Here is a 14,204-nt window from a genome sequence, read left to right as displayed (position 1 = left end):
ATCTAGTGATCTCTCATGGTCAATCGTAACACGGAGCAAGCTGATTTTTCCGTGAACTTATCTTTTCCAGTACCAAAAAGGATATCCACCCAATTATCCTTCTGGGGAGTTCCCAATATGAGCAGGTCAAAACTTGCCGAAGCCCTGGAAATAGCCCCAATGGAATCGTCCTCCTTTTGAACAATGACCATGCTGGGCGTATCCACTTTTTCCAATAGCTTTTTTGACTTGGTTTCCATGGCATCAATGGTTTCATCATCCGTTTTACTGGGCACCACGTGCAGTAATGTTAGAGAAGCTCTGTAATAGTTACAGATTCGGTCTGCAACGGCAATAAAGTTTTTGTCTTTTCTCCCCGGCCTTAACGCCAATAAAACCTTGCCGATATACCTAACACCATCATCCTTGAACAGGGCAAAATCTGAATTGATGTGCGTTAATAACCATCCTATGGGATTGCTGACCAAGATTCCGCTATGTGCCCGACCGTTCCACCCCATTACCAACCAATCGCAGTGGGTCTGATTGCTCAATTCATGTATGGTATCAGAAATTTCATGGGTTACGGCTGCTTCAAAATCCAAATCAATGCCCTGTGACACTGCCAAGCGTGAAACTCTTCTTTCCAAGGACGCTATTCTTGGGTTTTCTTCTACCATAGCATCCAAAAACGTCTGATTGGGAACTTCCGTTACGTTGACCACTTGAATTTTTTCGTTCTTATTGATTGCCGCACCAATTTCTACCAGCATTTCTGGGGAACGCTCGTTCCCCAATAAAGGAACTACAACACCAGCATCCGAAGCTAGCTTACCATCAAGGTTCTGTAAGCTACCTGTGCCATTATTTCTATAGGTGATTTTAGCATTTCGCTTTCTTTTGTACAGTAGGTACAAGGCAGGACGATGTCCGTATTTTCTAAGGATTCCCGTTCTAGTGGCATTTCTTCCAAAAAAGTAATAGATAACCAGACCAAGAATAAGGATACCGACTATAGCCAACATTGGACCAGAACCCAGGAAAATCAATAAGGCTATTCCGCTAAAAATCCCGAATAATTGTACAAATGGGTATAATGGAGAGCGATATTCCGGTTTATACCATTGCGCGGACGTTTCACGCAAAACGATAACGCAGGCATTGACCAAAATAAACATCATCACCATAAACGCACTTGCCAACTTTGCTATTTTCTCAACGTCTAGGAAAATAATGACCATTGCCATCAAAAAACAAGTCATTACAATAGTGACCACAGGGGTTAAATACTTTGCGTGAATTTTGCCCATAAAATCTGGAAGCAATTTATCTATGGCCATTGCAAAAGGAAATCTAGAAGCAGCCAAAACACCAGAGTTTGCCATGGAGATCAAAGTAATGATACCAACTACAGAAGCAATATAACCTACATTGTTCCCTCCTAATAACTTAGCAATGGTATAAATAGGTTTAATGTCTGTTTTGAGTTCATCCAAGGGGAGGTTTCCTACTAGTACAAAAGCAACCGAAACATAGATTATCGTCATAATGAACAACGATAGAATCATGGCAAGGGGAAGGTTTGTGCCCGGATTTTTTATTTCTCCGGCTATGGCAGCCACTTTAGTAACCCCTGCATAAGAAATGTAAACGAACGCCACTGTGGAGAATAATCCCATTTTTCCTTTTATCATAAAGGGGTCCAATAACTCTGCGGAAGTTCTTGGGATTCCGAACAATAAAATCAACGCAAGACTGATAAGACTTATGCTTACGATAAAGATTTGAACTTTACCTACTTTTTTTACGCCCAAAATGTTCAAAAACAGGATTAAAGCTAAAAATGTGACCGCAACATATTTGGTCAGTCCCGCATCTATATTGATTAATATGGACAGATAAGCACCAAAGCCTACAAGTGCAAAAGCGCTTTTAAAAAGTAGGGAAAGCCAAAGGCCTATTCCAGCGATAGTTCCAAATAGCGGTCCAAAAGCACGTTCAATATACACATAGGTTCCACCTGAAGAAGGCATGGCGGTAGCCAGTTCAGATTTGGAAAAAGCAGCAGGTAAAATACAGACTGCGGCCAAGAGGTAGGCCAGCCAAACGGAAGACCCTGTTTTAGCAGCAGCTAAACCTGGTAAGACAAAAATACCGCTTCCCAGCATTCCACCTATGCTAATGGCAATAACGGAGGTTAAGGATAAACTACGCTCTAACTTCTTCAATACGGTTTTGGTCTAAATGTTAAATGTAGCCTTTTTGAAACAAAAATCTAGCATGTTCCCAATACACATTGGACTTAATCTATTTATGCGTGTCGATATGGATTAACCAAAAGAGGCCAGATTGTTTCGTTGTAATTCTAGTGCTTTTTATGGTTCCCTCTTTTCAAAACCTAAAAAACGGTGGTATCTCAGGTAGTTTTTGTTAAAAAACGACTAATAAAATCATCGTTTTTAATTAATTGCGTTACGCTTTTCTTATTTTGCATGCTATTTCTCTTTCTGAATGACAATTTATCCCATCGAGACCGGTAATTTTAAGTTAGACGGCGGCGCCATGTTCGGGGTCGTTCCAAAATCCATTTGGAACAGAACCAATCCTGCCGATTCCAATAATATGATTGATATTGCAGCTAGGTGCCTTCTTGTTGAAGACGGTGACCGTCTTATTTTGATAGACACTGGCATGGGCAATAAGCAATCTGATCGGTTTTTTGGTTATTATCATCTATGGGGGGAGCACTCCATGGATAAGTCCTTGAACGCTTTGAACTTTCGTAGAGATGACATTACGGATGTCTTTATGACCCACCTCCATTTTGACCATTGTGGGGGAAGCGTACAATGGAACGCTGATAGAACGGGTTATGAACCTGCCTTCAAAAATGCGCGTTTTTGGACCAATGAAAGTCACTGGGAGTGGGCTATAAACCCTAATGCCAGAGAAAAAGCTTCCTTCCTAAAGGAAAATCTTTTACCTATGCAGGAAAGTGGACAGCTTCATTTTGTACAACGAACAAATACGCCTTTTTTGGAAGAATCGGAATTAGGTTTTGGAATTCTTTTTGTGGATGGACACACAGAGAAACAAATGCTTCCGCACATAAAGTACAAAGGCAAGAACATTGTATATACAGCAGATTTGCTGCCCACAGTGGGCCACATTCCACTGCCCTATGTTATGGGCTTTGATACCCGACCACTAATAACCTTAAAAGAAAAAGCAACTTTTTTAGATACTGTTGTCGAAAACAATTTCCTATTGCTCTTTGAGCATGACGCACATAATGAACTATGCACCTTAAAACAAACCGAGCGAGGTGCTCGTGTGGACGAACTGTTTTCTTTTAACGAAATATTCAATTCACAGTAAAGTTTTACATTTCTATAAAATGATATTTATGAATCACAAATACATCAAATCTTCTTTTGCATTACTTCCTTCATTTTTAGTATTGATGGGCTGTGGTGCCACAGCTCTAGTCTCCACTCCCGTTGAGAATATTGACACCATACCTCTAAAGGTTTCTGAACTTACCGAGGCACAGAAAAAAAACTGGGGTCATGCAGACCTTGTTAGGGATACAATTCCGGGGATGAGTGTAGATAGGGCTTATGATGAAATCATTAAAAACAAAAATGGAAAGACCGTAATCGTTGCGGTTGTAGATTCTGGAATGGACCTAGAACACGAAGATTTGAAGGACGTGCTCTGGACCAACAAAGGCGAACGCCCCAATAATGGCAAAGATGATGATGGCAATGGGTATGTTGATGACATTCATGGTTACAATTTTTTGGGTGAGTCCTATAACGAGCAACTGGAATACGCTCGTATGCTCAGACTGAATATTGGTGATGCTGCGACCAGGGCCAAAGCGAGATTAAAACTAGATGAAGAATATCCAAAAGCCTTGCAAAACAAGCAGCAGTACGAACAAATCTTTCAGGTGGTCAAAAATGCAGATGAAGCTGTAAAAAAGGCATTGGGGAAAGACACCTATACAAAATTGGAATTGGCTTCTATCGAAGCTAAAACTGAGCAAATGCAGCAAAATGTTGCTGTGCTGAACCAAATGTTCACGTATGGGGATACCATTCCAGAAGTACTGGAAGAGTTATCAGAAGGCATCACCTATTTTACGGAACAGGTAAATTACAACCTCAACAAAGATTTTGATGGAAGGGAACCAGTGGGTGACGACCCATACGACTTTAACGATAAAAACTATGGAAACGGAAATCCAAAAAACCAAGTTGCTACCGAAAGCCACGGAACCCATGTTGCCGGAATCATAGCTGCCAAAAGAAACAATGGCAAAGGTGTAAACGGTGTTGCAAGAAATGTCCAGTTAATGAGTGTTCGTGCGGTTCCCAATGGAGATGAATATGATAAGGATATTGCAATGGCAATCCGATATGCAGTAGACAATGGGGCAAAAATCATTAATTGCAGTTTTGGCAAATCCTTTTCTCCTAATGCCGAGTGGGTCTACAGTGCCATTCAGTATGCAGCATCAAGAGATGTTTTAATTGTCCATGCAGCTGGAAATGACGGTAAGGATTTAGATAGTGCTGATAATGCCAATTATCCCAACGATCACAAGCTCACAAATATGGAATTTACCAATAACGTCATTACCGTGGGAGCGCTTACAAGCAAATATGGATCTGAAATGGTTGCTACTTTTTCCAACTACGGAAAATCAAATGTGGATGTTTTTGCTCCAGGAGATGCTATTTATTCCACCATGCCAGGCAATGAGTATGATTTTCAAGGGGGAACTTCCATGGCAGCTCCAGCAGTTGCAGGTGTGGCTGCGTTGATTCGGTCCTATTATCCTCAATTGTCGGCCAATCAGGTAAAACAAATCATCGTTCAATCCGGGTTAGGCTCAAAAGCATCGGTTATTGTGGCTGGGGATGAAACCAATGCAAAGACTTTCGACAGTATTTCAAAATCAGGAAAAATGGTCAATGCCTATAATGCACTTCTACTTGCCGAAAACATTTCAAAAGGTAAAATGACCTTAAACAATAACACGAAATAACATGAACAGCGCACGATTTCTATTTTTTGCAGTTTTAGTAGCCGGACTTTCAAAAATCTCAGCACAGAACAATACTGCTTACTGGCAGCAACATGTTGACTATACCATGGATGTGGAAATGGATGTGGAAACCTTTCAATATTCTGGAACCCAAAAACTCATCTACACCAACAATTCTCCAGATGAACTGGGTAGGGTCTATTACCATCTTTATTTTAATGCCTTTCAGCCGGGGAGCGAAATGGATATTCGCCTCCAGACCATAAAAGATCCTGACAAACGAATGATGGCGGATGGAAAAAGCAGAATTGCTTCCCTTTCAGAAACCGAGATGGGTTATTTACATGTGCAATCGCTAACCCAAGATGGGAGTACTGTTTCTTTTAACGAAGAGGGCACCATATTGGTCGTGGATTTGGACAAACCCATCCCTTCTGGCGGAAAAACAGAGCTATCTATGGAATTTAAAGGTCAAGTGCCTTTACAAATTAGACGTTCGGGCAGGAACAATGCGGAAGGTGTTACGCTCTCCATGAGCCAATGGTATCCCAAACTTTCAGAATATGATTTTGAGGGCTGGCATCCCAACCCCTACATAGGACGTGAATTTCATGGTGTTTGGGGCGATTTTGATGTAAAATTGACGCTTGATAAGGATTATGTTGTTGGCGGTTCTGGGTACTTGCAAAACCCCAATGAGATAGGGCACGGATACGAAACTCCAGGCACTAAAATAAAAACGAAGGGAAAAACATTGACTTGGCACTTTAAAGCGCCCAATGTTCACGATTTTATGTGGGCGGCAGACCCAGACTATATTCACGATATGGTAAAAATGGATGATGGACCTACCCTCCATTTCTATTATAAGAATGATGCGGAAATCATTGAGAATTGGAAAAAGCTTCAACCTAAAACCGAGGCTGCGATGCGTTTCTTCAATAAAAATATTGGCAAATATCCTTATAATCAATATTCTGTTGTTCAGGGCGGTGATGGAGGCATGGAATACGCTATGAGTACCCTCATTACAGGAAAGCGACAATTTGGAAGCCTTGTAGGTGTTATGGTCCATGAAATGGCACACTCATGGTTTCAACATGTTTTGGCCACTAATGAAGCTAAGTACGAATGGATGGATGAAGGCTTTACTTCCTTCATCAGTAGTCTGTGCATGAACGAAATCATGGAACAGAATAAAGAAAACCCTTTTGAAGGTTCCTATAAAGGTTACTATGCGCTTGTCAACTCTGGATTGGAACTTCCCCAAACCACCCATGCGGATAGGTATACCACAAATTTTGCATACGGAATTGCAGCTTATAGCAAAGGGTCTATTTTCCTGTCGCAATTGGGCTATGTTATAGGACAAGATAAATTAATGGAAACCATACGAGCATATTACGAAGCTTTTAAGTTCAAACATCCTGTGCCCAACGATATAAAAAGAACTGCAGAAAAGGTCTCTGGAATGGAATTGGATTGGTACTTGACCGATTGGACAAAAACGACCAATACTATTGACTACAGTATAAAAAGTGTTGAAGCTGAGGGCGAAAAAACCAAAGTGGTCTTAGAACGTTTGGGCGAAATGCCAATGCCTTTGGACATTTTGATTGTTGGCTCGGACAGTACCCAAGAAACATACTACGTGCCTTTGCGCATGATGCGGGGAGAAAAAGCCAACCCGTATCCTAATCTAGAAAGAACTGTGCTAGACGATTGGGCCTGGGCCTATCCTACCTATGAATTTGTCATTGACCGCCCCTTGAGTGCAATTACGGCAATAGTGCTAGACCCATCCCAATTGATGGCAGATGTGAACGGAGAGAATAACGTATATCAATCCAATCCATGATGTAATTTTAGTTGAGTATTGTTTCCCTAAGGAGGCAATCAAAAAGTAAAAATCTTAAAAACGAAGTGAGTGAAACTTCAAATAAAAGCCCAATAGACTTTTCTTTTCCAAAAAAAGAAAAGCTTAAAAACAAGAAGCTTTTTGAAAAACTTTTTAGTGAAGGGAAGGGCATTACTGCATTTCCGATAAAGTTGTTGTACATTAAAACTGGGTTTGATGATGATGTCAATTTTAAAACTGGCGTCGTGGCTCCAAAAAAAAGATTTAAGAGTGCCGTTAAGAGAAATCGTGTAAAACGAATGTTACGCGAAGGGTACCGTCTTAATAAGCACCTTGTTTTTAACAACATACAGGGAGACTTTGCGTTCCTATTTTTATACCTTGGTCATAAAATGCCCGACCTTCAAGAGGTTGACAAGGCAATGAAACAGCTCTTATTGGCTTTTTTAAAAAAAGAATCCCATGAAAAAAATAATTAAAAAAAGAGTTTTAATCCCCGTTTTGGCCTGTACTTTTCTGGTCATAGGAAGTGGATTTAAAAGCGACTTTTTTGAGATTGCTAAGCAAATCGAAATTTTTACCACGCTTTTCAAAGAATTGAACATGAATTATGTGGATGAAACGAATCCAGCAGAACTTATGGATTCCGCCATAAAAAATATGTTGAACAATCTAGACCCCTATACCCGTTTTTTAAATGAACAGGATGTTGAGGCTTTTAAAATCAACAATGCGGGAGAATATTCTGGAATTGGGGCACTTGTTCGTTCCTATGAAAATAAATTGCTCATTGTTGAACCTTACAAGGGCTATCCAGCGGACAACGCTGGGTTAAAGGCTGGTGATGAAATCATTAAAATAGGAGATACTAAAGTAGCCGACTTTGATGATAATGCAAGTGAGTTGTTAAAAGGTGCGAACAATACCAGTGTTGATGTCACTTATGTAAGGCAAACAGAAACAATGACCGCTACCCTTAAGCGCGAAGGGGTTGAAGTCGATGCCGTTCCTTTTTACGATATGATCGATGATAAAACCGGTTATGTGGTATTGTCCAAGTTTAACAGAAAAGCTTCAGGACAGACCAAGGCCGCGATTTTGGACTTAAAAGGAAAAGGTGCTGAGCGATTGGTTTTGGACCTACGTGGAAATCCTGGCGGACTTCTTTCCGAAGCCATCAATGTCACTAATTTATTTGTGCCAAAGAACCAACTCATTGTCACCACAAAATCCAAGGTAAAAAAATTCAACCAAGAATATAAAACAAAAAATCAGCCTTTGGATTTGGATATTCCCTTAGTGGTATTGATAGATGGCAGTAGTGCATCTGCCAGTGAAATTGTTTCTGGGGGACTTCAGGACTTAGATCGTGCAGTAATTATGGGCGCCAGAAGTTTTGGAAAAGGATTGGTACAACGTCCAATGAAACTTACCTACGGCACGCAACTGAAAGTGACCATATCTAGATATTATACGCCATCTGGCCGTTGTATTCAATCTTTGGATTACTGGAACAGAGATGGGGAGGGCAAAGCGGTACGAAATACTAAATTTAATGAATTTACCACAAAAAATGGTAGAACGGTACAAGATGGTGGCGGTGTAATGCCAGATGTGGAAATCGCATCATTAAAGTCGAACACCCTAATAGATGCCTTAAAACAAAACAATATCATCTTTGATTTTGCCACGGATTATTACTACAGCCATTCCTTTGGCAATGTTGACGACTTTACTTTTTCCGATACAGATTTTACCACGTTTAAAAACTTTGCGCGGTCACAAAATTTTTCCTTTGAGACCAAGACCGAAAAATTACTTGAGGAATCAATAAATGCCGACGAACATCTGCTGGGCAAAGAGGTACAGGAAAAGTACAAAGATTTGTTATTGGCGATAAACAGGGGGAAGATTTCGGCTTTGGATACCTACAAAAAGGAGATTAAAAAAGATTTGGAAGATGAAATCGTAAAACGCTATTTCTATCGTGATGGTCTTTACGAATACTACGAAACGCACGACGATGCCATTTTAACCGCAAAAGCATTGTTAAACGATAAAACCAAGTACGAAGCTATCTTAAATTAGAACGTGTTTTTAAAAAATACAGTACTAACATAATTGCTGTTCTAGAATGTTATGTACAAAATCACAAATGAGCACCATTAGTTTTTAAATCAAGCAAATTTCTTTCCATAGAACGCTATGGCCATAAAACAAATCAATGGCAATACAAACGAAAAATTGACTTCCGGCACACCCAAAAAGTGTATGTCCGTATAACCTGGACCACCTATATCCAAAATCAATCCTTGTAACGTAGGCATCAATGCACCTCCTACTATCGCCATGACCAAACCAGCGGCCCCTATTTTTGATTCATCTTCCGAGAGTCCTTTAAGTGAAATTCCATAGATAGTTGGAAACATGAGCGACATACAAAAAGAGACCCCAAGTAAGCTATAGAGTCCAAAAATGCCTGTTATAAAAATGGTTCCGGTCGTAAATACAATTGCCATAATTGCAAAAAGCATAAGCAAATATCCCGCATTAAATATGCGCAAAAGGGCAGTACAAATAAATCTGCCAACAAAAAAAATGATGAAGGCAGCAAATTGGTAGCTTCCAGCTGTAGCAGCATCTATGCCTATGGATTCTGCATATTGATAAATGTAAGTCCAGCACATAATCTGTGCGCCCACATATAGCGTTTGTGCCAGCACGCCCCTGCTATAATTTGCTTTCTTAACAATCGACTTAATGATTGCCCCCATACTTTTTTTAATCCCTGTGTCGCGATTCTCGGGCATTTTAGCAATAAGTATCAATACAAGGACTAAAACAACAGTCAATCCAAGTGCTAGATAGGGATTGCGTATGACTAGCAGATCACTGGTTCTTATCGCTATTTTTTCAGATTGAGAAAGCACGGAAAAATCGGCATCTACAGACTGTAGTTTTTTTAACACGAAGTGTTGCGCCACCAGAATTCCTCCTAAAAGTCCAACTGGATTAAATGCTTGTGCTAGATTCAACCGTTGGGTAGCAGTTTCAGATTTGCCCATCGAAAGAATAAAAGGATTGGCCGTGGTTTCTAAAAAAGCTAAGCCAAAAGTAAGGATATATAGGCCTATCAGGAAAAAGACAAAACTCTCACTGATTGCGGCAGGATAAAATAAAAAGGCTCCCAAAGCGTACAACAACAACCCTATTACTACGCCTGTTTTGTATGAATATTTTCTTATAAAATACGCCGCTGGCAACGCCATTGTAAAATACCCTCCATAGAATGCCATTTGAACTAGGGACGCCTGTAGGTTAGATAGCTCCAAGACCTTCTTAAAGGCTGTCACCATGGGGTCGGTAACGGCATTAGCAAAACCCCAAAGTGCAAAAAGGGAAGTAATGAGCACGAAAGGAAGTATTAATTTTTTTGGAACTACAGCTACTTTCATAAATTTATTTCTATAAATTGTTGATTCTTCGTCTTATTGTATGGTTATTTTACATTCCCATTGATAGTGGTCTGATGGAACCAAATCTATGATTCCTTCTTTCTTTTCAAGTTCTCCTGAAGCATTGTTCCAATCTGGAACACCAAACCAAGGCTCAATACAGACAAAGTCACCGTTCTTTTTAGGGGACCATATTCCCAGATAGGGCACTTCTCCAAAAGTTACCGTGACCGACCTCTGATTTTTGGTGTTCTTCAAACCCAAGCTTTCAGATTTTATCCCTGCTAAAATAACTACATCGTCTTGAAAAAGGTCTTTATCCAATTCAATCTTTTTAGTGCCTGACAAAAAATTTCTTTGTAAGCTATCGATAAGATTTTCGTTCATTACAAGTCTATCCACGGATTCTGAATGGGAAAATTCCAAATAGTGGTCCCCCATTGTTTCGTCTTGCCCAATTGGCCAATTGAAACCGGGATGGTAGCCCAGCGAAAAATACATTATATCATTCCCTGTATTTTCCACATCAAAAATTACAAAAATACTATCTTCTTTAAGTATGTAGCTTACCCGAAATACAAAGTCAAAGGGATATATTTTTTGGGTGGATGAACTACTTTTTAATTGGAATATGACCTTCTCATTGGATTTCTCAACCACTTCAAAATCCGATATTCTGGCAAAACCGTGTGACATCATCCCATACTGTTTTCCATTATACCGATACTGGTCATTCTTTAAATTGCCTATGATTGGAAACTGAACTATGGCATGGTCGCTCCACGTAAGGCTATCTCCCTGCCATAAATACTCTATATCATCTTCTAGTAATTTGATACTTATAAGTTCTGCTCCTGTTTTTTTGGCTTCTACTTTGATATATTCATTTTTCAAAATAACTGTTTGCCCATCTTTTGCAATATTTTGACATCCAAAAAGTAAGACTATCAATATAACGGGAAACAAATTCTTCATTATTTACCTGTTCAATTCCAAGTCTATTTTAATTGCAATACAACAGCATCACCATTATAATTATGGGTAGCATTAGATTGTTTCCCATTTAATGGGTCTATTGTCATAATATTGAAAACTTTATCTTTCTTATGCCCATTGAAAGCACCCTCACTTTTACCTATTTTTAGTTTTCGTTGCTTATCATCCCAAGTGAAATCAATGGTATTGTATGCGCCATTCTCATAATTGTAATTATTGCCTTCATCTTCATAATAGGTAAAGGCTCCATTTGCTCCAGTATAAATACATATTTCTATAGGGGCATTCGGTTTCTCATCAACATATTGTTGTTTTGGGCCAAATGGAACAATTGCGCCAGATTTTACATATAATGGAAATATATCAATTGGGTATTCTTTGGTTACAACTTTACCTCCTTCATGAAATTCATTGGTCCAGAAATCGTACCAACCAGAGCCGTCAGGTAGATATACCTTATCGCTCATATCAAAAATCTTTTTCTCTTTCTTTTGTTTAGGAATCTCTAATCCTAAATTAACTGTTGAGCTACTTCTACCTTGATAATATTCCATCCTAATTTTATATTTTTTACCTTTCTCTAAAGTGATTTCATGATTGTACAGTGTTGCTGGTTGAGGTCTCCATTCGTCTATGACCAATTTATCATCCAGCCATAATCTGACACCATCATCAACGATGGTTCCAATAGTGTGTTTCCCACTTTCAGGAGCGATTAAATAGCCTTCCCACCTTATGGAAAAATTTGTCAGCTGTAAACCTTTGGGTAGACCACCACCACTCCAATTAAAACTGATTTCTTTATCAACCCTGGTATAAACCGCCTTATTTAATTCTGTATCGTCAAAGTAGGTACCCATCAAACCGGCTTCACCAGATGGAGTCCTCAAGTATTCTGAAGAAATGATTGGAAGTAAAGTTTCTGGTGTATGGTACATATGCTTGGTAATTGGTTTTACCAAAAAAGAAGACCCGAACAAATACTGATCTGTTATATCAAAAACCTTTCTGTCATTAGAAAAATCCATTACCATACCGCGCATCATTGTTCTTCCCTTATCCGTTACATCCCAGGCCGTTGAGTAGATATAGGGCATTAGCTGATACCTTAGATGCAGCACTTTTAACAGGGCGTCATAGCACTCTGGGTTACGATCTTTAAACTGCCACACTTCGCGGGGTGTATCTGTACCGTGTGAGCGAAATATTGGTGTAAATGCCCCAAATTGAAACCAACGTGTATAGAGCTCATGAAAAGCAGGATCTTCAATGCCTTTGGGATACTCTCCATTGCTCCCTTTAGAGAAGAAGCCTCCAATATCATGTGTCCAATAAGGCACTCCGGCCAAAGAGAAGTTAACTCCAGAACTAACATGCTGTTTTAGCGTCTGAAAATTTGATGAAATATCACCAGACCACGTAACGGTGGCATTTCGCTGTTGTCCTGCCCAGGCTGACCTAGTCAAGATAAAAACCCTTTTTTGGTCGGTCGCCTTCCTATGTTTTTGGTATAGGCCCTGACTCGTCAGCAAGGCAAAGGTGTTTAGGTATTTAGATACCGGACCAAGAGCTACTTTTTTGACTTTCAAGATTTCTTCGGTAGTAATATCCTGATTCCAAGAACTAAAGAATTCTGGTTCGGTTCCATCCATCCAGTACCCATCCACACCATTATCAAACAACCCCTTCTTCAGATGCTTCCAATAGACTTCTCTTGCAGCTTTGCTATATGGATCGTAAACCTTACTGCCAGGACTCGACCAATGGCCCTGGTCCAAAAAGTAACCTTTGGCATCCAATTCCTTGGCAAGTTCTGCTTCCGCACCAATGGCTGGCCATATAGATACCATTAGGTTTACATTGTTATCATGCAGTTTTTTAATATTCTGTTTGGGATTTGGATAGCGTTCTGGGTCAAAATACATACTACTGAACTTAGTCTTTTCACCCCAGTATTGCCAATCTTGTATGATGTTGTCCAATGGAATCTTGTTTGTCCTGAATTTTTGTACCACTTCGTGCAATTCATCAAAGGTTTTATAGCGTTCCTTGCATTGCCAAAAACCATAAGCCTTTTTTGAAAATAAAGGGGCTTGTCCGGTGAGGTTCCGATATCCCAAAATCACATCATCTATATCATCGCCTGCAATGAAATAGTAATCGATTTGGTCTGCTACTTCAGATGAAAAGAAGGTCACCCCTGGGCTATCTTTAAATATAGTCCGTGAATAATTATCCCAAAGGATACCATAGTTATTGGAGGAAGTAAGCATGGGTACCACAGAAATCTTATTCGAATGCGCCAGTACCAATTCTTCGCCCCTGTAGTTCATATATTCATCCTGAAACTGCCCCAATCCGAACAAACCTTCGTCTTCGGTAAGTTTAAAAGCTTGTTTTACACTATAGAAGGACTCACCAAAAATGGTGGTGTCCCGCAGTGACGGAAGTATCGTTTTATGTTCCTGCAAATAGGTTTTCCCCTTTCGATCTAGAAATGTGATTGCGCCCATTTTTTGATCTACTTGTACCTCCAAAACCTTTGTTTTTAGGCGAAGCATTTTACGATTTTTTACATCGAAATTTAGAGTTACTGGTTTTGAGTTGACCACCAAGCTTGTATCAGTAAACTGATGCCCTTCTTTTACGGTGGTCACCCTTACTGTACCGGTACTATAGAACTGGATTCTTTTTCTATTTCCATCAACAGCATACTCAATGCCAGTGTTTGTTTTTTTGTATTTGAACTTTTGGGCTGAAGCTATTGAACAACAGCTTATGGCCAATAAAAGAAATAGTTTGTTACCTATAATCTCAGTTTTTAATTTATTGCGCATAATCTTAGTTTTTAATTTTCAGG

General features: G+C 39.6%; 9 protein-coding genes. 5 read left to right on the top strand and 4 right to left on the bottom strand.

Translation table 11 applies throughout. From position 1 onward, the window contains the following. Window positions 1-2: 2 nt before the first annotated feature. Window positions 3-2,207, bottom strand: a complete 2,205-nt coding sequence (locus tag LV716_RS07885; protein WP_163417199.1) for an amino acid permease — start codon at window positions 2,205-2,207, stop codon at window positions 3-5. Between the two features lie 283 nt (window positions 2,208-2,490). Between LV716_RS07885 and LV716_RS07880 the strand changes: the two genes are divergently transcribed. The 5 genes from LV716_RS07880 (at window position 2,491) to LV716_RS07860 (ending at window position 8,981) form a co-directional block, all read left to right on the top strand. Continuing rightward, complete coding sequence (locus LV716_RS07880) at window positions 2,491-3,357, top strand: MBL fold metallo-hydrolase (RefSeq protein ID WP_163417198.1); 867 nt, start codon at window positions 2,491-2,493, stop codon at window positions 3,355-3,357. 28 nt (window positions 3,358-3,385) lie between these two features. Further along, on the top strand, window positions 3,386-5,035 hold the full coding sequence (locus tag LV716_RS07875) for a S8 family peptidase (RefSeq protein ID WP_163417197.1): 1,650 nt from the start codon (window positions 3,386-3,388) through the stop codon (window positions 5,033-5,035). Between the two features lies 1 nt (window position 5,036). Continuing rightward, window positions 5,037-6,893, top strand: a complete 1,857-nt coding sequence (locus LV716_RS07870; protein ID WP_163417196.1) for a M1 family metallopeptidase — start codon at window positions 5,037-5,039, stop codon at window positions 6,891-6,893. Window positions 6,894-6,958: 65 nt separating this feature from the next. After that, window positions 6,959-7,372, top strand: coding sequence for a ribonuclease P protein component (rnpA, locus tag LV716_RS07865; RefSeq protein ID WP_233759261.1), 414 nt, complete (start codon window positions 6,959-6,961; stop codon window positions 7,370-7,372). Continuing rightward, window positions 7,356-8,981: a S41 family peptidase gene (locus LV716_RS07860; RefSeq protein WP_163417195.1), complete on the top strand. Its 1,626-nt coding sequence runs from the start codon at window positions 7,356-7,358 to the stop codon at window positions 8,979-8,981. The genes rnpA and LV716_RS07860 overlap by 17 nt, the downstream gene beginning before the upstream one ends. A gap of 89 nt (window positions 8,982-9,070) precedes the next feature. Here the strand turns inward: LV716_RS07860 and fucP are convergent, their stop codons facing one another. The 3 genes from fucP to LV716_RS07845 are packed head-to-tail and all read right to left on the bottom strand — an operon-like array spanning window position 9,071 to window position 14,181. Continuing rightward, the gene (fucP, locus tag LV716_RS07855; protein WP_163417194.1) at window positions 9,071-10,348 is read right to left on the bottom strand and encodes an L-fucose:H+ symporter permease; all 1,278 of its coding nucleotides are present in this window, start codon (window positions 10,346-10,348) and stop codon (window positions 9,071-9,073) included. Between the two features lie 33 nt (window positions 10,349-10,381). Beyond that, window positions 10,382-11,323, bottom strand: a complete 942-nt coding sequence (locus LV716_RS07850) for an aldose 1-epimerase family protein (RefSeq protein ID WP_163417193.1) — start codon at window positions 11,321-11,323, stop codon at window positions 10,382-10,384. 23 nt (window positions 11,324-11,346) lie between these two features. Next, the gene (locus LV716_RS07845; protein WP_163417192.1) at window positions 11,347-14,181 is read right to left on the bottom strand and encodes a TIM-barrel domain-containing protein; all 2,835 of its coding nucleotides are present in this window, start codon (window positions 14,179-14,181) and stop codon (window positions 11,347-11,349) included. Window positions 14,182-14,204 lie beyond the last annotated feature (23 nt).

The organism is Flagellimonas sp. HMM57 (genome assembly GCF_021390175.1).
Classification (GTDB): Bacteria; Bacteroidota; Bacteroidia; order Flavobacteriales; family Flavobacteriaceae; genus Flagellimonas.
The sequence above is the reverse complement of the archived record's forward strand: the minus strand, read 5'-3'. Positions and strand labels throughout refer to the sequence as shown.

Excerpts from the sequence above, each read along its gene's own strand:
- fucP (WP_163417194.1), bottom strand. The coding sequence starts at position 10,348 with ATGAAAGTAGCTGTAGTTCCAAAAAAATTAATACTTCCTTTCGTGCTC.
- LV716_RS07850 (WP_163417193.1), bottom strand. The coding sequence starts at position 11,323 with ATGAAGAATTTGTTTCCCGTTATATTGATAGTCTTACTTTTTGGATGT.
- LV716_RS07870 (WP_163417196.1), top strand. The coding sequence starts at position 5,037 with ATGAACAGCGCACGATTTCTATTTTTTGCAGTTTTAGTAGCCGGACTT.
- LV716_RS07880 (WP_163417198.1), top strand. The coding sequence starts at position 2,491 with ATGACAATTTATCCCATCGAGACCGGTAATTTTAAGTTAGACGGCGGC.
- LV716_RS07860 (WP_163417195.1), top strand. The coding sequence starts at position 7,356 with ATGAAAAAAATAATTAAAAAAAGAGTTTTAATCCCCGTTTTGGCCTGT.
- LV716_RS07845 (WP_163417192.1), bottom strand. The coding sequence starts at position 14,181 with ATGCGCAATAAATTAAAAACTGAGATTATAGGTAACAAACTATTTCTT.
- LV716_RS07875 (WP_163417197.1), top strand. The coding sequence starts at position 3,386 with ATGAATCACAAATACATCAAATCTTCTTTTGCATTACTTCCTTCATTT.